Annotated in this window: 19 protein-coding genes; 8 read left to right on the top strand and 11 right to left on the bottom strand. The window is 61.0% G+C overall.

From position 1 onward, the window contains the following. A partial coding sequence (locus JQM66_RS03170) for an electron transfer flavoprotein subunit alpha/FixB family protein (protein WP_235228352.1) occupies nucleotides 1–323 on the top strand: 323 nt, incomplete at its 5' end. Nucleotides 324–993: 670 nt separating this feature from the next. Here JQM66_RS03170 and tsaA read toward each other — a convergent pair. Next, nucleotides 994–1,686, bottom strand: a complete 693-nt coding sequence (gene tsaA, locus JQM66_RS03165; RefSeq protein WP_235228351.1) for a tRNA (N6-threonylcarbamoyladenosine(37)-N6)-methyltransferase TrmO — start codon at nucleotides 1,684–1,686, stop codon at nucleotides 994–996. Between the two features lie 107 nt (nucleotides 1,687–1,793). Beyond that, on the bottom strand, nucleotides 1,794–2,165 hold the full coding sequence (locus JQM66_RS03160; RefSeq protein WP_235228350.1) for a hypothetical protein: 372 nt from the start codon (nucleotides 2,163–2,165) through the stop codon (nucleotides 1,794–1,796). 180 nt (nucleotides 2,166–2,345) lie between these two features. On the opposite strand from JQM66_RS03160, the gene JQM66_RS03155 reads away from it, so the two are divergent. The 4 genes from JQM66_RS03155 (at nucleotide 2,346) to uvrC (ending at nucleotide 5,714) form a co-directional block, all read left to right on the top strand. Next, nucleotides 2,346–2,723 (top strand): Fur family transcriptional regulator, encoded by a 378-nt coding sequence (locus JQM66_RS03155; protein WP_235228349.1) that lies wholly within the window; start codon nucleotides 2,346–2,348, stop codon nucleotides 2,721–2,723. Nucleotides 2,724–2,747: 24 nt separating this feature from the next. Beyond that, nucleotides 2,748–3,281, top strand: a complete 534-nt coding sequence (gene rbr, locus JQM66_RS03150; protein ID WP_235228348.1) for a rubrerythrin — start codon at nucleotides 2,748–2,750, stop codon at nucleotides 3,279–3,281. 261 nt (nucleotides 3,282–3,542) lie between these two features. After that, a complete protein-coding gene (locus JQM66_RS03145; protein WP_235228347.1) occupies nucleotides 3,543–3,806 on the top strand; it encodes an HPr family phosphocarrier protein in 264 nt (87 codons plus the stop codon). Nucleotides 3,807–3,887: 81 nt separating this feature from the next. Next, nucleotides 3,888–5,714: an excinuclease ABC subunit UvrC gene (uvrC, locus tag JQM66_RS03140; RefSeq protein WP_235228346.1), complete on the top strand. Its 1,827-nt coding sequence runs from the start codon at nucleotides 3,888–3,890 to the stop codon at nucleotides 5,712–5,714. 455 nt (nucleotides 5,715–6,169) lie between these two features. Here uvrC and JQM66_RS03135 read toward each other — a convergent pair whose 3' ends face one another. Both JQM66_RS03135 and JQM66_RS03130 read right to left on the bottom strand, forming a co-directional pair. After that, nucleotides 6,170–6,688, bottom strand: a complete 519-nt coding sequence (locus tag JQM66_RS03135; RefSeq protein ID WP_235228345.1) for a hypothetical protein — start codon at nucleotides 6,686–6,688, stop codon at nucleotides 6,170–6,172. Then, complete coding sequence (locus JQM66_RS03130) at nucleotides 6,685–8,556, bottom strand: LTA synthase family protein (protein ID WP_235228344.1); 1,872 nt, start codon at nucleotides 8,554–8,556, stop codon at nucleotides 6,685–6,687. The genes JQM66_RS03135 and JQM66_RS03130 overlap by 4 nt, the downstream gene beginning before the upstream one ends. 482 nt (nucleotides 8,557–9,038) lie before the next feature. On the opposite strand from JQM66_RS03130, the gene JQM66_RS12550 reads away from it, so the two are divergent. Beyond that, complete coding sequence (locus JQM66_RS12550) at nucleotides 9,039–9,164, top strand: hypothetical protein (RefSeq protein WP_268824290.1); 126 nt, start codon at nucleotides 9,039–9,041, stop codon at nucleotides 9,162–9,164. Between the two features lie 89 nt (nucleotides 9,165–9,253). On the opposite strand, the gene JQM66_RS03125 is transcribed toward JQM66_RS12550, so the two are convergent. From JQM66_RS03125 to JQM66_RS03105, 5 genes are all read right to left on the bottom strand, one after another. Further along, complete coding sequence (locus JQM66_RS03125; RefSeq protein ID WP_235228343.1) at nucleotides 9,254–10,186, bottom strand: TIGR03943 family putative permease subunit; 933 nt, start codon at nucleotides 10,184–10,186, stop codon at nucleotides 9,254–9,256. A gap of 25 nt (nucleotides 10,187–10,211) precedes the next feature. Further along, nucleotides 10,212–11,408: a CobW family GTP-binding protein gene (locus JQM66_RS03120; RefSeq protein ID WP_235228342.1), complete on the bottom strand. Its 1,197-nt coding sequence runs from the start codon at nucleotides 11,406–11,408 to the stop codon at nucleotides 10,212–10,214. Nucleotides 11,409–11,492: 84 nt separating this feature from the next. Next, nucleotides 11,493–12,833 carry an alanine/glycine:cation symporter family protein gene (locus tag JQM66_RS03115; RefSeq protein WP_235228341.1) on the bottom strand — a complete coding sequence of 447 codons (1,341 nt, stop codon included), beginning with the start codon at nucleotides 12,831–12,833 and terminating at the stop codon, nucleotides 11,493–11,495. Between the two features lie 101 nt (nucleotides 12,834–12,934). Further along, complete coding sequence (gene purB, locus JQM66_RS03110) at nucleotides 12,935–14,353, bottom strand: adenylosuccinate lyase (protein ID WP_235228340.1); 1,419 nt, start codon at nucleotides 14,351–14,353, stop codon at nucleotides 12,935–12,937. A gap of 270 nt (nucleotides 14,354–14,623) precedes the next feature. Further along, nucleotides 14,624–15,898, bottom strand: a complete 1,275-nt coding sequence (locus tag JQM66_RS03105; RefSeq protein WP_235228339.1) for an adenylosuccinate synthase — start codon at nucleotides 15,896–15,898, stop codon at nucleotides 14,624–14,626. Nucleotides 15,899–16,120: 222 nt separating this feature from the next. Here JQM66_RS03105 and JQM66_RS03100 point away from each other — a divergent pair, with 222 nt between their 5' ends. Both JQM66_RS03100 and JQM66_RS03095 read left to right on the top strand, forming a co-directional pair. Continuing rightward, a complete protein-coding gene (locus JQM66_RS03100; protein WP_235228338.1) occupies nucleotides 16,121–17,605 on the top strand; it encodes a DUF1846 domain-containing protein in 1,485 nt (494 codons plus the stop codon). A 61-nt stretch (nucleotides 17,606–17,666) separates the two neighbouring features. After that, complete coding sequence (locus tag JQM66_RS03095) at nucleotides 17,667–19,829, top strand: Tex family protein (RefSeq protein WP_235228337.1); 2,163 nt, start codon at nucleotides 17,667–17,669, stop codon at nucleotides 19,827–19,829. A 93-nt stretch (nucleotides 19,830–19,922) separates the two neighbouring features. Here JQM66_RS03095 and JQM66_RS03090 read toward each other — a convergent pair whose 3' ends face one another. Further along, nucleotides 19,923–20,138, bottom strand: a complete 216-nt coding sequence (locus tag JQM66_RS03090) for a hypothetical protein (protein ID WP_235228336.1) — start codon at nucleotides 20,136–20,138, stop codon at nucleotides 19,923–19,925. Nucleotides 20,139–20,210: 72 nt separating this feature from the next. Beyond that, entirely contained in the window at nucleotides 20,211–20,852 is a 642-nt protein-coding gene (locus JQM66_RS03085; protein WP_235228335.1) for a hypothetical protein, read from the bottom strand. Nucleotide 20,853: the final 1 nt, after the last annotated feature.

Genomic DNA, 20,853 nt, shown 5'->3' with positions numbered 1-20,853 from the left:
TCAAGCTGGCTGAGGAGCTGGCTGAGGTCCTGGGCGGCGTCGTGGGCGGCTCCCGTGCCACCATCGACTCCGGTTGGCTGTCTGCCGACCATCAGGTTGGACAGACCGGCAAGACCGTCCATCCCAAGGTCTATGTCGCTCTGGGCATTTCCGGCGCCATCCAGCACAAGGCCGGTATGCAGGACTCCGAGTGCATTATCGCCGTCAACAAGAACGACACCGCTCCCATCTTCGAGATCGCCGACTACGGCATCTGCGGCGACCTGTTCAAGGTCACCCCGCTGCTGATCGAGGCCATCAAGGCTGCCAAGGCCGCGAAGTAAGAAACGCGAAAAAAAGACCTCCCCGGATATCGGGGAGGTCCTTTTTGTATCCCTAAGGGATACGGGGAATGCGGCCCCCACTTTTCTTTGACAGCGTCAAAGAAAAGTCGCCGCCGCAGCGGTGGAAAAGAAAACGCTTTTGGGTCCAAACCTGACCAAAGGGCAGGTTTGGACCAATACGGGAGCTGTTGTGGTCAATGCGGCGGTAATTTGGGAGTCTGTACCGGGTGCGCTTTGGTCTTGAGAAACAGAGATGGTGCTTCCCCGCATTTGGAAATGCGGCACGGCTTTCGGGGGTGGTCATCGGATTTGACCAGCGATTATTTCCGCGCGTTCCGCTTCGCTGCGTGCTACCCGGGTGTTCCAGGGCAGCGGCAGCGGAAAGAGACGCTGGCCCATACGTCTACCACCCCGGTTCACGGAGGAATCATCAAATGCGGCGGCGCACGCCTGCTATGCTACAATGTATAGCGCACCCGGCAGAAGACTTCCGCATCTCGGAAGCACCGGCCACGACAACTCTCGTATTGCGGTCAACCCGACACATCTGTGTCGGGTTGAGCCGCCCAACCGGTTTCTCTTTGGACCGTGAACGGCCCGTTTCTCTTTTTCACGAAAAAGAGAAATGGGGGGTTCATCCCCCGTCCCCCGGTTCGGGGGACCCTCCGCCTCACCCCTCGGCAGAGATCTCCCGCACCGTCAGCCGTGTTCCGTCCACGGAGAACCTGACCTCCATCCCGGCAAATCCAAAGCCATATACCCGCTCCGGGTCATTCTGATAGTGAGGCCGGGGGTCCTGGGCCAGCACGCCCCGCAGAGCCTCCCGCCGGTCTGCCGGAACACGCTCCAGCAGCTCCGGGGGAATGATGACCTCCAGCGTTTCTCCCGCCGGAGCGGCGGCAAAGCCTCCCAGGGCCTCCGGATGGCTGTCGGCGTAAGGGATGTAGGGCTTGATGTCCAGGATCGGCGTGCCGTCCATCAGGTCCGCACCCCGGACCCGCAGCACCGTTCCCCGGTCCGCTGTCTGTTCGATGCCCGCTAGCTTCACACAGGAAAGGGCAATGGGGTTGGGCCGGAAGGGAGAGCGGGTGGCAAAGACGCCCATGCGCACGTTGCCTCCCAGCCGGGGCGGACGGACCGTGGGAGACCACTCCTTCCGCACTGCCTGGTCGAAAACCCACACCAGCCACAGGTGGGAAAAGCCCTCCAGTCCCCGCAGGGCGTCTGGGTTCCGGTATTCCGGTTCAAACACGATGGTGGCTTCCAGGGCGTCCACCAGCCCGCTCTGGCGGGGAACGCCGAACTTGGTGGCAAAATCGCTGTGGATGCGGGCAATCACGTTCATGGAAAATTCCTGTGGCATGGAGGAGCCTCCCTCTGTTGTTTTCTGCTTTTGATTATACAGGATTCCCGCAAAAAAACAACAGGACCTCAGCAATTGCCGAAGTCCTGTTGTTTGTTGGCGGGGCATCAATACATGCCGTTGCGGTTGGCGGTGCCGTTGTTGCCGGTCAGTGCCCGGCCGGTGTCCTGCAGAGCCTCTCCGGCACCGTTCCCGATGTCCTCCAGGACATCGCCGGTGTCGTTCAGCAGACCGTCATTGGTGTTGGCACCGTTGTTGGTCCCGTTATTCGTGGTCCCGTTGCTGTTATTGGCGGTGTCGTTGTTGGTAGCTCCGTTCCCGTTGTTGGGAGCGGTTGTGCCGTTGTTACCGGTGGTGTTTTCGCCGGCGGTAGTATTGCTGCCGTTCTGGTTGTTGCCGTTCCCGTTGTTCCGCCCGCAGGCGGTCAGGGAAGAGACCAGCAGCAGGGCCACCAGCAAAAGCGCAAAGCATCTTTTCAAAGTCTTTCCTCCTTTGCACGATGATCCGTGCGCGATACCCAAATGGTCCACTGAGGGTATTATCTCCGAAAGGATCAAAATCACGCAAAAAAACATTTGAAAAAACTTGAAAAAAGACTTGCATTTTCAAAAATCTCTGATATACTAATATTAGTAATCATTATTGTTAAGGAGCCGGCTATGAAAGAACAGCGGTATTCGCGGCAGCGGGAGCGCATCTATCAGGCGGTCCGGGACTCCCGGGAGCATCCCACGGCACAGATGGTCTATGACATACTCCGACCGGAGCTGCCCAAGTTGAGCCTGGGCACGGTGTACCGCAATCTCCAGCAGATGGCGGCAGAGGGACGGCTGGCACAGTTGGATGGTCCTGTGGCCCGGTTTGACGCTGTGCTGGTGCCCCACACCCACCTGTGCTGCGCCAACTGCGGCCAGGTGGCGGACGGGGGCCTGCCCTATGACGCGGCGCTGGACCGCGCGGCCATGGCCGGGGGCTGGACCATCACCGGTCACAGCCTGACATTTACAGGGATCTGTCCCGCCTGCGCGGGTAAATGATCAAATTTTGAAAGGGGAATTTTTATGGAACTGAAAGGAAGCAAGACCGAGGCCAATCTGTGGATCGCCTTTGCCGGCGAATCCCAGGCCCGCAACAAGTATGACTATTTTGCCAGCAAGGCCAAGAAGGAGGGCTACGAGCAGATCGCGGCCATCTTCCAGGAGACGGCGCTCAACGAGAAGGAGCACGCCAAGCTGTGGTTCAAGGCCCTGAACGGCATTGGCTCCACCATGGAGAACCTGGTAGCTGCCGCTGCCGGCGAGAACGAGGAGTGGACCAAAATGTACGCCGACATGGCCCGCACCGCCGAGGAGGAGGGCTTCCTGGCCCTGGCCGCCCAGTTTGAAGGCGTGGCCAAGATCGAAAAGACCCATGAGGAACGGTATCTGAAGCTGCTGGACAACCTGAAGAAGGGCGAGGTCTTCCAGAAGGGCGAGAAGGTCATGTGGTTCTGCCGCAACTGCGGCCATGTGGAGATCGCCGAGAGCGCTCCCGCCGTCTGCCCCGTCTGCGCTCATCCCCAGGCCTATTTCCAGGTGAAGGCCCAGAATTATTGAGAGAAAAGGCGCCTAAAAATGTCCTGCCGCTTTTGCGGCGGGACATTTTTATGAAAAAAGAGGCCTGTTTTTTTAGATAACAGGACAAAAGTGGTCTAAACCACCAAAAAGCCTTTTTTTCAAACGGTTGATTTCCGGAAACATTTGTGAAAATCACCGTTGACGCGGTGGCGAAAAGCGGGTATTATGATGGTATCAGAAAATGACTTGCTATGCGAAGCTGCTTCAAATCGACTTGGTATAGAAAAGGAGAGCTGTATCATGTATACTCAGGAAATTACTGTTAACAACGAAGTGGGCCTGCACGCCAGACCTGCCACCTTCTTCATCCAGAAGGCCAACGAGTTCAAGAGCGGCATCTGGGTCGAAAAGGAAGACCGCCGTGTCAATGCCAAGAGCCTGCTGGGCGTGCTGTCCCTGGGCATCGTGAAGGGCACCACCATCACCCTGATTGCCGACGGCACTGACGAAAAGGAAGCTGTCGCCGCTCTGGTGGAGCTGGTGAACGACAACTTCGGCGAATAACACAGGATACAGACCCTGGGAAGCGGCTCCATCGGAGCCGCTTCTTTGTTTCGGGACATGCTATGGGAAGGAGGGATACGTATGACCCGTGAGGAGCTGAAGGCCAAAGCCAACGACCTGCCCCTGCTGCCGGGCGTCTATCTGATGATGGACAAGAGCGGCAAGGTCATCTATGTGGGCAAGGCGAAAAAACTGAAAAACCGGGTCAGCCAGTATTTCCAGGACAGCGCCTCCCATACCGCCAAGACCCGGCAGATGGTGAGCCAGGTGGACCACTTTGATACCATCTTCGTCTCCAGCGAGTTTGAGGCCCTGGTGCTGGAAAACTCCCTGATCAAGCGCCATATGCCCCGGTACAACATCCTGCTGAAGGATGACAAGGGCTACCCCTTCGTCCGCCTGTCCCGGGAGACCTACCCCCGGTTCACCATGACGAACCGGGCTGCCAATGACAGTGCCCGGTACTTCGGCCCCTTCGGCGGCCGGTTCGAGACCCGTCAGGCTCTGGACGCAGTACTGACGGCCCTGCGGCTGCCTACCTGCAGCCGAAAATTCCCCCGGGACATCGGTGCGGAGCGGCCCTGCCTGAATTTCCACATGGGCCGGTGCGATGGCTTCTGCCGTCCTGACATGACGGCGGAGGAGTATAACCGCCGTATCCAGCAGGCCTGCCAGTTATTGGAGGGCAAGTCGAAGCAGCTCCTGCGGGAGATGACCGCCGAGATGGAGGCCGAGGCCGAGGCCCTGCGGTTCGAGCAGGCGGCCCAGCTCCGGGACCGTATCAACGCCATCGCCGCGCTTTCCAAAAAGCAGACGGTCATTGCCGGTCTCTGCGCCGACACGGATATCTGGGGATTGTACCGGGGGGCCGGCAAGTGCTGCTACGCCATTCTCCACATGGAAAACGGCAATCTGGCGGGCCGGGAGACGGAGCTGTTCGCCGCACCCATGGAGGAAACGGAGGAGGAGATGCTCTCCTCCCTGACGGCCCAGTATTACCTGCCCCGGGCCATTCTGCCCCATGAAATTCTGCTTCCCTTTGCAGCGGAGGGCTATTGTGAGGACCTGTCTCAGGTCCTGACCAAGCGGGCGGGCCGCAAGGTCTGGGTCCACGTTCCCCAGCGGGGGGAAAAGGCGGACCTGCAAACCATGGCCCAGCGCAACGCCGCCGAGGAGGCGGAGCGTGCCACCACCGCCCAGGAGCGTGTGGCCCACACCCTGGAGGTGCTGGGCAAGCTGCTGGACCTGCCGGCCCCGCCCGGGCGCATGGAGTCCTTCGACATCTCCAACACCGGTAAGAGCGACATCGTGGCGTCCATGGTGGTGTACAGCGGCACCCGGCCCCTGAAATCCGCCTATCGCCGCTTCCGCATCAAGGAACTGGCGGGCCACCCCGATGACTACGCCTCCATGCAGGAGGTCCTGCGCCGCAGGCTCCAGCGGGCGGCGGACGGGGACGAGAAATTCCTGCCCCTGCCGGATGTGTTTCTCATTGACGGCGGCGAGACCCACGCCCGGGCCGCCCTGGCGGTGGCAGAGGAATTCGGCGTGTCCGTCCCCATCTTCGGCATGGTGAAGGACGACCGCCACCGCACCCGTGCTCTGGTGACACCGGAGGGCCGGGAGATCGGCATCGTCAACAATCAGGCGGTGTTCTCCCTGATCGGCCAGATCCAGGAGGAGACCCACCGCTTCGCCATTACCTACCACCACGAGAGCCACACAAAAAGCACCATGAAGTCCGCTTTGGACGGTATCCCCAGCCTGGGGCCCAAGCGCCGGGAGGAGCTGCGGAAGCATTTCGGCACCATCAAGGCCATCAAGGAGGCGGATGTGGACACCCTGGCCGCCGTGGTGCCCCGGAATACGGCGGAGGCGGTCTGGAAGCATTTTCACGAAAATGAATAGAAAAATTCCTGTCTGGATTCCAGACAGGAATTTTTTGTTTCCATTTCCTCTTTGTTATGACTTTTTGACCTTGCTGCCAATGACAGCCAAAAGAAAACCTACACTCAAGGTCCAGCATACGCCAAACAAGCCGATATTGACAGAGTTCCATGGAGATGCATCTCCGTATGCGCGCGTGACATCAATACCCAGTCTGCTTCCAAAGATGCAGCGAATCAGAAACACCATTGCAATGGCCATGCTGGCAACGTGCCCAATCCAACATCTTCTGGCACCTTTTTCACCTTTTCACAGCGCGCACCCGATCACAAGCTCCAATAAGCTTACAATGCACACGCCTCCAATAAACAATGGGAGGACTTCAGACTCGAATGGCATAGGGATATACATCCTCATTCTGATTTGTCAAAGTCATCATATCATACTGCGAAGCTGTATGCAATAAAAGGGGGGTGCTAGCGAAAGAACCGTTTCCGCAGCTTTCGGTGCCACAGCACCTCCAGCCGCTCCAGCGCCCGGTCCGTCAGCAGGAAGATCACAACTCCCATCATCAGCAGCGTCAAATTGAACAGTTTTGACGCTCCCAGCAGGTCCGCCGTCATGCCCAGCAGCCGCAGCAGCACGCCATACAGCAGCAGGATGACCGCTGTACAAAGAGCCAGCTTTACCAGCACCCGCAGGGGCCGGGAGGGGAGCCATCTGTTCAGTCGGGGCCGCAGGATGGGATACCAGCCGAAGGCGGCGTATACCATGGCCAGCTCTGGCTCCGGCACCAGCAGCAGAGCCAGAATGGCCGCTGCGGCGTAGGTCAAGGCCGCCGCCTTGGGGCCATATTCCTCCAGTACCGGCAGCAGCGCTGCCATAGCCAGCACCGGCCCCGCAAAGGTGCCGATGCCCACTGCGCCCGCCAGGATCATCAGGACCACCGCCAGGGCGGTCAGCAGCCCGCACAGGGCCATCTGCTTGCTTTTCATCCTTCAAACTCCTGATATTTCAGCTTGTAATAGCTCCACTGGCGCCATTGCAGAAGGTCGTCCGCCAGCGATTGCTCCGGCGTCCCGGTGACGGTGCCGTCCGCCAGCAGATACGCCTCCTTCTGCACCACGGGAACCTCCCGCCGCAGGCTGTTCAGGAAGGCGGACCAGGCCGTCTCCCGGCCCGTCAGCTCCACCACGGCAGCGCCCAGGAAGCTGGCGGAGACCTTCTCCTGCAAGTCCAGACCGACCACTGTATTCTTCCAGTCCAGCGTCTCCGCCGCTGCGTCGTTGGCCCAGATCACATAGGGGGTCTCGTAGGAACTCAGCTCGGACCAGTTGGCTTCCTCCGTAAAGCCCAGCTCCCGGTAGCCCAGCTGGTTGTCCCCCAGATAGGGCAGATGGTCTCCGAAGAACACCAGCACCACCGGCTCACTGCGCTCTGCGAAGTAGTCCCGCAGACGGCCCAGCATGGCGTCGGCGTCCCGGGCGCCCTCCATATAGACCTCCAGCATGGTCCGCACCTGGTCCGACACGGAGACCTTCAGCGGCACCGCCGGGTAGGTATACCCCTCGCCGTACTTGTCCGCCGTATAGGACATGTGGTTCTGGATGGTAGTGGTGTAGTGGAACAGGTTTTTACCGGCGGCCATTGTTTCCTCAAATTCCTGCTCAATCAGGTCCGCCATATAGTCGTCGGTGACCCAGCGGCCCTTATACTCCCGGTCAGCCATCTGGTCGGCAAAGACGGTCTCCTCCGCCCCCAGCCAGCGGTAGACGTTCTCCCGGTTATAGAACCAGTCGTCCCCGGGATGGAAGAAGGAGGTGCGGTAGCCGTCGGCGCCGTAGATCCGGAATAGGCTGTCCAGGTCCCGGTTCACCACCCGCAAGGCGGAAGTGGTGGTGGCAGACAAGGCGTTGGTCTGGATGCCCGTCAGTACGTCAAATTCCGTGTTGGCGGTGCCTCCGGCGAATCCCGGGACCACCACATGGCCGGTAAGGGCGTGGGGGTCCGCCTGCATCGCATGGAGATTGGGCAGCGGATCATTGGCCTCATCATAGGCAAAGGCATCGTGGTCGGAGATGTCGGAGAAGGCCTCGTTCATCACCATGATGACGTTCACCGCCTTGCCCTGTCCCCCCGCAGCAGAGCCATTCTCCCAGGCTTCCGCCTGGGCCTTGCTGAAGCCATGGGGCTTGTCCACGGGATAGGTGGTAAAGTGGTGGGTAAAGCAGTAGGGGAACCCCAGCTCGTTGAACACGGCGGGGACGTAGTAGGCGTTGGACACCCGGAAGGAGTTGTACAGGTCGTTGGAGGCGTAGACCGTGAAGACCAGCCCCACCAGCACGGCAAGGCTGGCGGCGGCACCCAGAAGGCTGCCCAGCCACCCACGGAGTTTAGCAATGGGAAAGGGCTTGCAGCCCACAAATATGCCAAGGACCACCAGAAGCAGCGTGGTCACGACCACCATGGCAATGGCTGTCCAGGGGAAGTGGATGTCGTAGCTGTGCATGGCGCTGCCCACTTCCTTCAAAAGCCCCAGGTCCCGGGGAAATACCGGCTCGTCCCGCACCTCGATCTTGATGCGGTTGGCGATGGACAGGGCGCAGATCGTGAAGTTCACCAGGGCCCCGCCGAAAAACACATTGCGGAACAGGCAGGTGAACACCAGCAGCAGCAGGCCAACGGGCAGAGCGTTCAGCACGATCAGCACCGGCTGCGCCTTAAAATGGGCCAACACCACCCGCAGAGCGTTGGGCTGGCACCACAGGGCAAGCAGGGTGATGCAGCCCGCCAGCAGCACCGCCGCCAACAGCGTGGCCCACAGGGGCAGGCGAACTTTGTGAAGACGTTTGGAAGTATTCAAACCGACAGGTCCTTTCTTTCATAATCCATAATAGCAGCTTGTCGAAAACGTCTTTTCGACAAGCTGCTGCAAGTTTTTCTGAACTTTTCAAGTTCAGAAAAACTTATGATTGAAAACGAATGGCCCAGGCCACCCTCTATTGCCGCTGCGCGGCAATTCACCTTGAGACACCCTTCCTGGGTTATCTCCGCGCTAAGAGCCGGGCTTTGCCCGGTTGCGCTCCGAATCGCGCCTGCGGGCGCAGTCTTTCGTAACGATCTTCCTTCCCGTCGCGCAAGTTTTCCGGGTTTATCGACAGTCTGATATCTATTATATGATTTTTCGTAAAAAAAGCAAGATTTGACCGGAAAAAGGGACCACGCCCCGGCAATCCCCGGGAAGCGGTCATCGTCCTCTGTGGCGGGGACCTGCCGCCGGAGGCGGCGTATTACACATTCCAGAACAGCGGCATCACCTACACCTGCCCCATCGAAAACGGCCGGGTGCTGGACCTGTTTGTCCTGCCGGACATGGCGGATATTGTTTCCCACAAGCTGGAACTGCTGGATCAAGACGGCCAGCCCCTGCCCAAAGACCGCATAGAAGACTCGGCCATCGAAAAACCCTGAAAAAAACTCCCCTTCGTTTGACAACGAAGGGGAGTTTTTGACTACTTTTATACGAAACGTATCGAAAAAGAGGGCCTGTCCCCCTTTTATCAGAAGGTGACGACCTCCTGGGCGGGCTTCTCGCAGGGGCCGATGGAGATGACGTGCATCACCGGGCCCTTGCCCTGATAGGCCTCGTGGTTCTCCACGGCCATGCGGGCGGTGACCTCGATCCAGTCCCGGTTCTGGTACTGGTTCAGATCCCGGCCCTTGGCAATGAGCCCCAGGAACTGCACGTCGTTCTCGCAGCACACCATGGCGAAGCGGCCGGGGCAGTGGATGCCGGGGTACTTCTTGGAGTGGCACATGATGAGCTTCATGTGGACCGTCTTCCCGGCCCAGCGGTCCGGGTGGTCCATGACGTCCACATACCACACGCCGAAGTCGTCGTCGGGGATGTCGATGAGCTCCTGCTCCAGGTCAAAGGGACAGGTGTCGTCGTTGTTGTAGTCCTCGCTGGTGCCGTCTGTCATCTCCAGGAAGATGTCCGCCCGGCGGTTCACCATCCGCAGGTTCCGGCTCCGCAGGGTGGCTTTCAGCTCCTCCGTGCAGCGGTTGAACACCAGCAGGTCCGCGTTGGTGATCTTCTCCATCATCAGCTGGCCCATGTTCTTGGCGTACATCTCAAAGGTGGAGGCCTGGACGAAGGTCATGATCTGGTACAGCACCCAGTTGGCGGGCAGCACCTCCCGGTATAGCCGCTCCATCTGCCACATGCCGTTGTACTCAATGAGGACCTGCTTGGGCTTATACTGCTTCTCCCAGGCCTTGAGCTGGGAGCACTTCAGGTCCTCCTCGTCCTCCACCGTGACCACGGTGACGTTGTCCAGGGCCTTGGGGTTGTACTCCTCCTCGCCCTCCTCGCAGCAGATCAGCAGAGTCCGGTCCTGGCGGGCGAAGCCGTCCTCCAGGATGCCGTTGATGAAATTGGTCTTGCCGCCGTCCAGAAAGCCGGCGACCAGATAAACAGGAATATCAGCCATTGTAACGTTCGTTCCCTTCCTGGTATTAGAGACCAAAGAGCTCGGCCAGCTTGTCCTCTTTCAGCTCCGCGCCGATGACGCACAGGCGGCCGGTGTAGTCGGGATGGCCCGCCCGGACCTCGTGCTCCTCGGGGACGTAGTCGAATTCGATCCAGGCACCGTCCTGGCCGTTCACGATGCCCTTGGCCCGCAGGATCTTGCCGTATTCGCCGGAGTCCAAAGCAGTCAGGATGCGCGCAATGTCAGCCTGGGCAAAGACCTTGGGGGTCTCCTTTCCCCAGGAGGTGAACACTTCGTTGGCGTGGTGATGATGGTGATGGTGGCAGGAGCAGTTGGGATCGTCGCACTCGTCCTCATCATGGTCATGGTGATGATGCTCATGTTCATGTTCGTGGTCATGGTCGTGATGATGGTGATGCTCGTGATGGTGTTCATGCTCCTCGTGGTCATGGTCATGGTGATGGTGATGGCACTCGCAGTCGGAATCGTCGCACTCGTCCTCATCATGGTCATGATGATGGTGCTCATGCTCCTCGTGGTCGTGGTGATGATGGTGGTGGGCATGCTCGGCCTCCTCGGCCTCGTGCTCCTTCCGCATCTTCTCCAGCAGCTCGTCGGCCAGGGACACCTTCTCCATGGCGGAGAGGATCACCTTGCCGTCCAGTTCATCCCAGGGGGTAGTCAGAATGGCGGCGTCGGGGTTCTTCTCCCGCAGCAGGGCAACGGCAGCCTCCAGCTTCTCCTGGGTCAGCTTCTGGGTCCGGGAGAGGACGATGGTGCCGGCGGATTCAATCTGGTTGTTGTAGAACTCGCCGAAGTTCTTCATGTAGACCTTCACCTTGGTGGCGTCCGCCACGGTGACGAAGCTGTTGAGCTTCAGCTCGGGTACATCCGCCACGGTGTTCTCCACCGCCACGATGACATCGCTGAGCTTGCCCACGCCGGAGGGTTCGATCAGGATGCGGTCGGGGTGGAACTGGTCCGCCACTTCCTTCAGGGCCTTGTTGAAGTCGCCCACCAGGGAGCAGCAGATGCAGCCGGAGGACATCTCGCTGATCTGGACGCCGGATTCCTTCAGAAAGCCGCCGTCGATGCTGATCTCGCCGAACTCATTCTCAATGAGGACCAGTTTCTCGCCGGGGAAGGCCTCAGCCAGCAGCTTCTTGATGAGGGTGGTCTTACCGGCACCCAGGAAGCCGGAGATAATGTCGATTTTCGTCATGGTATCAAGTCCTTTTCACAAAAATTCATGAACAGCACTTATGATACCACGAAAATGGGAAAATGCAACCAAATCACAAAAAATTCACAGCTTTTTCCCGGGCTTTTCCCGGATAGCCCGGCAGGCCTCCCCGCTCATAGCCGCAAGGCACAGCAGATTGGGCCCGCACATGAGAGCGTTGCAGATGTCGGCAAAGGCGAATACGGTTCCCAGCTCCAGGCCCGCCCCCAGAAAGGCCGCCAGGGCATAGACCACCCGGTACAGCAGCCGCCCCCGGCCCCGGGAGAGATAAGTAAATGTCACTTCTCCCTGATATTCCCAGCCCACGATGGTGGCAAAGGCGAACAGCACGATGGACAGGGACACGAACCGGGCGCCCCAGGGGCCCAGCACCGTCTGAAAGGCCAGGATGGTCAGCGCCGCCCCGTCCACCGGCAGTCCGGCGCTGTCCACAGTCCCCAGTACCCCGGAGCAGCAGATGGCAAGGCCGGTGACGGTGCAGATGACGATGGTGTCAAAAAAAGCCCCGGTCATGCTGATGTACCCCTGCCGCACCGGGTCGGCGCGGTCCACCGCCGAGGCGGCGATGCCCGCGGAGCCTAGCCCCGCCTCGTTGGAGAACACGCCCCTCGCCACGCCCCACCGGGCGGCGGTCAGCCACCCGGCGGCGCCGCCTGCCGCCGCCCGGGGCGAAAAGGCACACCGGAAGATGTCCGCCACGCTGCCGGGGAGACTCTCCCAATTGCCGACGATCACCGCCAGCCCCGCTGCCAGATAGATGGCTCCCATCACCGGGACCAGGGCGGCGGCTACTTTGGAGATACTGCGGATACCGCCTAAGATAATTGCCAGCGCCAGCGCTGCTGTCACCGCGCCCACCGTCCACACGGGCAGGCCAAAGGCGCTGTTCAGCGCTCCCGCGATGGAGTTGGACTGGGTCATGCTGCCGATGCCCAGGGACGCCCCCACGGCGAACAGGGCAAACACCGTGCCCAGCGCCCCGCCGGCCCGCCGTCCGAAAGCGGCTTCCAGCACATACATGGGCCCGCCCACCCACTGGCCCTGGCGGTCCCGCCGCCGGTACCGCACCGCCAGCAGGCTCTCGGAAAAAATGGTCGCCATGCCGAACAGGGCCGACAGCTCCATCCACACCAGCGCCCCCGGTCCTCCCGCCACCAGCGCCGTGGCGACGCCCACGATGTTCCCGGTGCCGATGCTGGCGGCAAGAGCCGTCATCAGGGCGGAAAAGGGGGACACGCCGTCATGCCCCGCCTGTCGGGCCTCCCGGCCCAGGGCGGAGCGCAGGGCAAAGCCCAGCCGCCGCCAGGGCAGCAGCCCCATCCGCAGCGTCAAAAATACCCCGGTCCCCAGCAGCAGCGCCAGGGTCCCGGGGCCCCACAGCAATTCGTTGACGGCGTTCAGCATCCCTTGTCCCCTCCTCTTCTGATATAAATAAGGTATGCGGAACCGGGAACGGAAATGCAAAAGCCGGGGCCGCGTCAGCGGCCCCGGCTGGGGAAAATATATTACAGGTTGATCTCGGGCTTTTCCTCGCTGGCCTGGCTCAGCAAGGGCTTCACCTGGGCCAGGAAGGCGTCCACCTGGTCCGGGCAGCGGCCGATGTAGGCGCTGGGGGTCAGGACGGCCTCCATCTCCGCCTCGGTCATGCCGAAGGCGGGCTCGGCGGCCAGACGGCTCAGCAGGTCGCACTTCTCGCCCTCCTTCATCTTGGCCGTGGCGGCCATGGAGCAGGTGCGGATGATCTCGTGAAGCTCCTGGCGGTTGCCGCCCCGCTTCACGGCCTCCATCATCAGATTCTCGGTGGCAATGAAGGGCAGATACTCCCGCACGGTGGCATCCACGACCTTTTCATTCACGTGCAGGCCGTCGGTGACGTTCTGGGCCAGACGCAGGATGGCGTCGGCGCAGAGGAAGCCCTCCGGCATGGAGATACGGCGGTTGGCGGAGTCATCCAGAGTCCGCTCCAGCCACTGGACGGAAGCGGTCATGGGGGCGTTCATGGCGTCGGCCATCAGGTAGCGGCTCAGGGAGCAGATGCGCTCGGAGCGCATGGGGTTGCGCTTGTAGGCCATGGCGCTGGAGCCGATCTGGTTCTTTTCGAAGGGCTCCTCCACCTGCCGGTCATGCTGCAGCAGGCGGATGTCGTTTGCCATGCGGTAGCAGCTCTGGGCAATGGAGCTGAGGCAGTTCAGGATGCGGCTGTCCACCTTCCGGGGATAGGTCTGGCCGCAGACGGGGAAGCACTTGTCGAAGCCGAACTCGGCGGAGATCTGGCGGTTCATCTCGTCGATCTTGGCTCCGTCGCCCTCGAACAGGTCCATGAAGCTGGCCTCGGTGCCGGTGGTGCCGCGGCAGCCCAGGAACTTCATATTATCCAGCACGAAGTCCAGCTCCTCCAGGTCGGCCAGCAGGTCCTGCATCCACAGGGTGGCCCGCTTGCCCACGGTGACCAGCTGAGCAGGCTGATAGTGGGTGTAGCCCAGGGTGGGGGTGGCCTTGTACTGCTCGGCAAACTTGGCGAGGTTGGCCAGCACGGCAATCAGCTCGCCCCGCAGATACCGAAGGCCCTCCCGGTAGATGATGAGGTCGGCGTTGTCGGTGACGTAGCAGGACGTGGCGCCCAGATGGATGATACCGGCGGCAGAGGGGGCCACCTTGCCATAGGTGTACACATGGGCCATGACGTCGTGACGGACTTCCTTCTCTCTCGCAGCGGCCATGTCGTAATCAATGTCGGTCAGATGGGCTTCCAGCTCCGCCACCTGTTCGGCGGTAATGGGGAGTCCTAAGTTGTGCTCCGCCCGGGCCAGGGCCACCCACAGGCGGCGCCAGGTCTGGATGCGCATATCGGCGGAAAACAGGTGCAGCATGAACTGAGAGGCGTACCGGGACGCCAGAGGGGACTCGTAACGGTCTTTGGACATACAAGGTCAACCTTTCTTCGTTTTAAAAGTAAGAAGGCGCCTAAAGGCGCCTCCTTTGGTTTCACAGAATTTTCGCCGGAGGCGAAAAAAGATTGAAATCATTTTCGCCGCGGCGCGCCCCAGGGCGGCCTCTCTTGCCGCTTTGCGGCAATTCACCTTCTGTACGTGGCGAAAATACGTTGACTTAGCCGCCGGGGGCGGCGTTCACCAGTGACCGATGTCACTGGTGGTGGGGTGGTTAGGAGGGGAGCCTGCTCCCCTCCTAAGGGGTTATCTGATGATGATGGAATCGCGCTCAGGGCCGACGGACACGTAAGTAATCCGGCAGCCGATCTGCTGCTCCACATACTCCACATAGTTCCGGGCGGCCTCGGGCAGGTCCTCCCACTTGCGGACGCCGGAGATGTCGCACTTCCAGCCGGGCATGGCCATCATGACGGGCTTGGCGTCAGGCAGAACGGCAGGGAAGGGGAAATAGTCGATCTCTTCGCCGTTCAGCTCATAGCGGGCGCAGATGGGGATCTCATCCAGATAGCTCAGCACGTCCAGCTTGGTCAGGGCGATGTCGGTAGCGCCCTGGCACTGGATGCCGTAGCGGGTGGCCACAATGTCAATGGGGCCCACCCGACGGGGCCGTCCGGTCTTGGCGCCGTACTCACCGCCGGCCTCACGGAGCTTCTCAGCCTCCTCGCCGAACCACTCGCAGGTGAAGGGACCCTCGCCCACACAGGAGGAGTAGGCCTTCACCACGCCCACCACCTTGTCGATCTTGGCCTCAGGATAGCCGGAGCCGACGGGGGCATAGGCGGCGATGGGGTTGGAGGAGGTGGTCATGGGATAGATGCCGTAGTCCAGGTCCCGGAGAGAGCCCAACTGGGCCTCGAACAGGATGCTCTTGCCCTCCTTGTTGGCCTGGCGCAGGAAAGCGCCGGTGTCGCAGATGAAGGGCTTGATCTTCTCGCCGAAGTCGGCCACCCAGGCCTTCAGGTCATCCATGGTATAGGGCTTGGCGCCGTAGACCCGCTCCAGGGTCAGGTTCTTCCACTCCAGAATGCCCTCCAGATGATCCCACAGCTTCTCGGGGTACAGCAGCTCGCCGGCCATGACGGTCTTCTTCTGGTACTTGTCAGAATAGAAAGGCGCAATGCCCTGCTTGGTGGAGCCGTACTTCTTGTCCGCCAGACGGGCCTCCTCCAGGCCGTCCAGGTCCCGGTGCCAGGGCAGCAGCAGAGAAGCCCGGTCGCTGATCTTCAGATTCTCGGGAGTGATGGCCACGCCCTTGGAGATCACGTCCTGCATCTCAGTCCACAGGTTCTCGCAGTCCAGAGCCACGCCGTTGCCCAGAACGTTCACCACGCCGTCCCGGAAAATGCCGGAGGGCAGCAGGTGCAGGGCAAATTTGCCCTTTTCGTTGACGACGGTGTGACCGGCGTTGCCGCCGCCCTGATAGCGGACGACCACGTCATAATCGCTGGTGAGCAGGTCCACCATGCGGCCCTTGCCCTCGTCGCCCCAGTTGATGCCTACGATGGCGCAATTCGACATAATCAAAAAACCTCCCGGTTTTAGTTTACATTTGTCATGGGGCCATAAAACCCCAACCTAAAACATTATATCGGGAGAATTCTTATAAGTAAAGAACAAACTTGTAATATCCATGATAAATTTCTCTAATAGGTCGACCTTTTTCTTTGATCTTTCCGCTTTCCAAACAAGACAAGCTGTGGTATACTGCTTCCGAAAGAAAGAGAGAAGGGGAGCTTTTCTATGGCAGCCATTGGATTTGACAACCAAAAGTACCTCACCACCCAGTCGGAGCAGATCAAGCGCCGCATTGCCCAGTTCGGCGGCAAGCTGTATCTGGAGTTCGGCGGCAAGCTGTTTGACGACTTCCACGCCTCCCGGGTGCTGCCGGGCTTCGAGCCGGACAGCAAGATCCGGATGCTGCAGCAGCTGAAGGATGATGTGGAGATCGTCGTCGCCATCAACGCGGCGGACATTGAGAAAAACAAGGTCCGGGGTGACCTGGGCATCACCTATGACGAGGATGTCCTGCGGCTCATCGACATTTTCCGCTCACTGGACCTGTTTGTGGGCAGCGTGGTGCTGACCCGATACAACAGCCAGCCAGCGGCGGACGCCTTTTTGAAGCGGCTCACCGCCCTGGGCATCCGTTGCTACCGCCACTATCCCATCGCCGGCTATCCCTCCGACGTGAAGCACATCGTCAGCGACGAGGGTCTGGGCAAGAATGACTACATCGAGACCACCCATTCCCTGGTGGTGGTGACGGCCCCCGGCCCCGGCAGCGGCAAGATGGCCACCTGTCTGAGCCAGCTCTATCACGATTACAAGCGGGGCATCTCCTCCGGCTACGCCAAGTTCGAGACCTTCCCCATCTGGAACCTGCCTCTGAAGCACCCGGTGAACCTGGCCTATGAGGCCGCCACGGCGGACCTGGACGACGTGAACATGATCGACCCCTTCCACCTGGAGGCCTACGGCAAGACCGCCGTCAACTACAACCGGGACGTGGAGATCTTCCCGGTGCTCAACGCTATTTTCAAGAAAATTCAGGGAGAATCCCCCTATAAATCTCCCACGGACATGGGCGTTAACATGGCGGGAAACTGCATCGTGGACGACGATGTCTGCTGCGCCGCCTCCCGCATGGAGATTTTGCGGCGGTACTACACCGCCTGCGTGGAGAAGCTCCAGGGCAAGTGCGATGACGAGCCGGTGCGGAAGCTGGAGCTGGTGATGCAGCAGGCGGACGTGACCCCGGAGATCTGCCCCGCCGTGTCCGCCGCCCTGGTGAAGGCCGAGGCCACCGGCGGCCCCGCCGGCGCCATGGTGCTGCCCGACGGCCGGGTGGTCACGGGAAAGACCTCCGATACTCTGGGCGCCGCCTCGGCCCTGCTGCTGAACGCCCTGAAGGCCATGGGCGGCATCGCGGACCAGTTCGAGCTGATCTCTTCCCAGGTGCTGGAGCCGGTCTGCAACCTCAAGACCCGGTATCTGGGCCACCGGAACCCCCGCCTCCACACGGATGAGGTGCTGATGGCCCTGACCATCTCCGCCCTGACCAACCCCCTGGCGGAGCTGGCCCAGCAGCAGCTGCCCAAGCTCCGTGGCTGCGACGCCCACTTCACGGTGGTCCTCAGCGAGGTGGACGAGAAGCTGCTGAAGAAGCTGGGCATCCACGTCAGCTGCGAACCGAAATACGAGACCAAGAAGCTGTATCACAAGTAAAGAAAAAGCAGGGCAAGGGCATGGCCCCCGCCCTGTTTTTTCCTTGGGAAAGGAAGCATTTATGGACCCCATGATTGAACAACTGGCAAAGGAACTGGACAAGCAGCCGCAGCACGTAGAAAACGTGGTCCGGCTGTTGGACGAGGGCAACACCATCCCCTTCATCGCCCGCTACCGCAAGGAGCTCCACGGCGCCATGGACGACACCTCCCTCCGCACTCTGGAGGAGCGGCTGAACTACCTCCGGGGCCTGCAGGAGCGGCGGGAGACCGTGAAAAAATCCATCGAGGAGCAGGGCAAGCTGACGGAGGAGCTGGCGGCAGCCATCGACGCCGCCCAGACCCTGGCGGAGGTGGAGGACCTGTACCGCCCCTACAAGCAGAAGCGCCGCACCCGCGCCACCGTGGCCCGTGAAAAGGGCCTGGCCCCTCTGGCGGAGCTGCTGTTTGCCCAGACACCCGATTGTCCCGACCCGCTGACTGAGGCCGCCAAATATATCGACCCGGAGAAGGGCGTGGAGACGGCGGAGGACGCTCTGGCAGGCGCTTCCGACATCATCGCCGAGCAGATCTCCGACGACGCGGACCTACGGAAAAAGCTGCGGGAGCTGCTGATGAAAAACGGCGTGCTCCACAGCGCCGCCGCTGTGGAAGAGGACACCGTCTACCGCCTGTACTACGACTTCTCCCAGTCCCTCTCCCGGCTCCAGGGCCACCAGATCCTGGCCATCAACCGGGGCGAGAAGGAGGAAAAGCTGAAGGTCTCCATCGAGCTGGACCGGGAGCTGGCCCTGCGGACCGTCCGCCGCCATGTGGTCATCCCCGGAAGCCGAGCCATGGAGTTCGTCAAGGCCGCCGCCGAGGACGCCTATGACCGCCTGCTGTTCCCCTCCCTGGAGCGGGAGGCCCGCTCCGCCCTAACGGACGCCGCCTGCGAGGGCGCCATCGGCCAGTTCGCATTGAACCTGCGGCCTCTGCTGATGCAGCCTCCCGTCAAGGGCAAGGTCACCATGGGCCTGGACCCGGGCTACCGCATGGGCTGCAAGGTGGCGGTAGTGGACGGCACCGGAAAGGTGCTGGACACCGCCGTGGTGTATCCCACCTACGGCGAGCGGCAGAAGCGGGAAGCCATCGATTTGCTCAGTAAATTGATCAAAAAATACAAAATAGAGCACATTGCCATCGGCAACGGCACCGCCAGCCGGGAGACGGAGCAGATGGCGGTGGAGCTGATCCGCCAGGTGAATGAGACTGGCGCCCATGTCAGCTATATGATCGTCTCCGAGGCGGGCGCCTCTGTCTACTCTGCATCCAAGCTGGCGGCGGAGGAGTTCCCCCAGTATGACGTGAACCTCCGGTCAGCGGTCTCCATCGCCCGGCGGCTCCAGGACCCTCTGGCGGAGCTGGTGAAGATCGACCCCAAGGCCATCGGCGTGGGCCAGTACCAGCACGACATGCCCCCCAAGCGGCTGGACGAAGCCCTGAACGGCGTGGTGGAGGACTGCGTCAACGCCGTGGGTGTGGACGTGAACACGGCCTCCCCGTCCCTGCTGCAGCGGGTCTCAGGCCTCAACGGCACCACCGCCAAAAACGTGGTGGCCTACCGAGAGGAGAACGGCGCCTTTACCTCCCGCGCCCAGCTGAAAAAGGTGCCCAAGCTGGGGCCCAAGGCATTCCAGCAGTGCGCGGGCTTCCTGCGGGTGCCGGAGAGCAAGTCCGTGCTGGACAACACCGCCGTCCACCCGGAGAGCTATGACGCCGCCAAGCAGCTCCTGGAGCTGACGGGCCACACCCTGGCGGACGTGAAGGCCGGAAAGCTGGCGGACCTGCCCGTCCAGGTGAAAGCCTACGGCGAGGAAAAGGCTGCCGAAGCCATCGGCGTGGGCGTGCCCACCCTGCGGGACGTGGTGTCCGAGCTGCTGAAGCCGGGCCGGGACATCCGGGATGACCTGCCCCAGCCCATCCTCCGCACCGACGTGCTGGAGATGAAGGATCTGAAGCCCGGCATGACACTGACGGGCACCGTCCGCAACGTCATCGACTTCGGTGTGTTCGTGGACATCGGCGTCCACCAGGACGGCCTGGTCCACATTTCCCAGGTGGCCGACAAATTCATCAAGCACCCCTCGGAGGTGGTCTCCGTGGGCGACGTGGTGAAGGTGGTGGTCCTGGAAGTGGACGAGAAGAAAAAGCGCATCAGCCTGTCCATGCGGCAGGCGAAATAAAAAAGGTGGACTGCAAACCGCAGTCCGCCTTTTTTGTGATTCAGCCTTCCCCACACAGGGGGGAAGGTGACGCGAAGCGCCGGATGAGGGGGATCACAGGCCATATTCCCACCCATACATCATCCACCACGCCATACCGTACAGGCACAGTGCCGCGCACACCAGCACGAAGCACAGCACCATGCCCACCCAGTCGTATTTGACTTTCCCGCCGCCCTTTGCGGCCAGCAGCGTTTCCACACCTAGGCCAATGAGGATGAGAGGCGAGCACTTCAGCGCCCATGCCCAATCCAGCTGCGGCCAGAACATGGACACCAGCATCAGCCCGCGGAGATCACCAATACAAAGCCCAGGGTGAAGGTCCCCACCCGGCGCTGCCGCTCATTCGTCTCCATGGCCGTCCTCCTGCTCCGCCGCTGCGGTCTCCGCTTCCCCGGCATCTCCGCCAGCGGGTTCCGCCTGCGTCGCTTCCGCCGCAGGCGGCGTGAAAGCCGGAATATCCTCTGCCTTGGCCTTCTTCGGCCCACGGATGAACCAAATGCCCAGGGCGATGATGAAGATCGTCACGACCATCCGCGGCATATCCCGCATGACAACATCGTACAGCCACCATTGCCCCATCCATTCGCACAGCAGCTGCATCAGGCGGCCGACAAAGGTATCGAACAGAATGTAGACGCCCAGCAGCACCAGCACCCAGCCCACCAGGCTGTGGCGCTTGCGCAGCAGGTCGCTCATCCGCTGGCTGTCCATGTCGCTGAGACCGAACAGGTACGCATCGGGATTGGTCTCCGCCTGGGCGTCGGTCTGGCCCCGCAGGTTGTAGCTGTCAAAGAAGGAGAACAGCCACACCGGCAGCATCAGCACCGCCAGGGCGCCGATCTCCAGAAAGACCGCCAGGGCAAAAATGGCGCAGAAGGCCGTCAGGATGGAGATGCCCCGTTTCATATACCCCTGGTACATCTCTCCGCAGCCCGGGATGCAGGCTGCGATAAACAACAAAAGTCCGTGTTTGCGTTTCATG

The sequence above is a fragment of the Oscillibacter valericigenes genome, assembly GCF_021531915.1.
Taxonomy (GTDB): domain Bacteria; phylum Bacillota; class Clostridia; order Oscillospirales; family Oscillospiraceae; genus Oscillibacter; species Oscillibacter valericigenes_A.
Note: the sequence above shows the minus strand (reverse complement) of the source record. Positions and strands in the feature narration are given on the sequence as shown.

What these genes read in the sequence shown, in the direction of transcription:
- tsaA (WP_235228351.1), bottom strand. Translation starts at nt 1,686, where the DNA reads ATGCCACAGGAATTTTCCATGAACGTGATTGCCCGCATCCACAGCGAT.
- JQM66_RS03155 (WP_235228349.1), top strand. Translation starts at nt 2,346, where the DNA reads ATGAAAGAACAGCGGTATTCGCGGCAGCGGGAGCGCATCTATCAGGCG.
- rbr (WP_235228348.1), top strand. Translation starts at nt 2,748, where the DNA reads ATGGAACTGAAAGGAAGCAAGACCGAGGCCAATCTGTGGATCGCCTTT.
- JQM66_RS03145 (WP_235228347.1), top strand. Translation starts at nt 3,543, where the DNA reads ATGTATACTCAGGAAATTACTGTTAACAACGAAGTGGGCCTGCACGCC.
- uvrC (WP_235228346.1), top strand. Translation starts at nt 3,888, where the DNA reads ATGACCCGTGAGGAGCTGAAGGCCAAAGCCAACGACCTGCCCCTGCTG.
- JQM66_RS03135 (WP_235228345.1), bottom strand. Translation starts at nt 6,688, where the DNA reads ATGAAAAGCAAGCAGATGGCCCTGTGCGGGCTGCTGACCGCCCTGGCG.
- JQM66_RS03125 (WP_235228343.1), bottom strand. Translation starts at nt 10,186, where the DNA reads ATGGCTGATATTCCTGTTTATCTGGTCGCCGGCTTTCTGGACGGCGGC.
- JQM66_RS03120 (WP_235228342.1), bottom strand. Translation starts at nt 11,408, where the DNA reads ATGACGAAAATCGACATTATCTCCGGCTTCCTGGGTGCCGGTAAGACC.
- JQM66_RS03115 (WP_235228341.1), bottom strand. Translation starts at nt 12,833, where the DNA reads ATGCTGAACGCCGTCAACGAATTGCTGTGGGGCCCCGGGACCCTGGCG.
- purB (WP_235228340.1), bottom strand. Translation starts at nt 14,353, where the DNA reads ATGTCCAAAGACCGTTACGAGTCCCCTCTGGCGTCCCGGTACGCCTCT.
- JQM66_RS03105 (WP_235228339.1), bottom strand. Translation starts at nt 15,898, where the DNA reads ATGTCGAATTGCGCCATCGTAGGCATCAACTGGGGCGACGAGGGCAAG.
- JQM66_RS03100 (WP_235228338.1), top strand. Translation starts at nt 16,121, where the DNA reads ATGGCAGCCATTGGATTTGACAACCAAAAGTACCTCACCACCCAGTCG.
- JQM66_RS03095 (WP_235228337.1), top strand. Translation starts at nt 17,667, where the DNA reads ATGGACCCCATGATTGAACAACTGGCAAAGGAACTGGACAAGCAGCCG.
- JQM66_RS03090 (WP_235228336.1), bottom strand. Translation starts at nt 20,138, where the DNA reads ATGTTCTGGCCGCAGCTGGATTGGGCATGGGCGCTGAAGTGCTCGCCT.
- JQM66_RS03085 (WP_235228335.1), bottom strand. Translation starts at nt 20,852, where the DNA reads ATGAAACGCAAACACGGACTTTTGTTGTTTATCGCAGCCTGCATCCCG.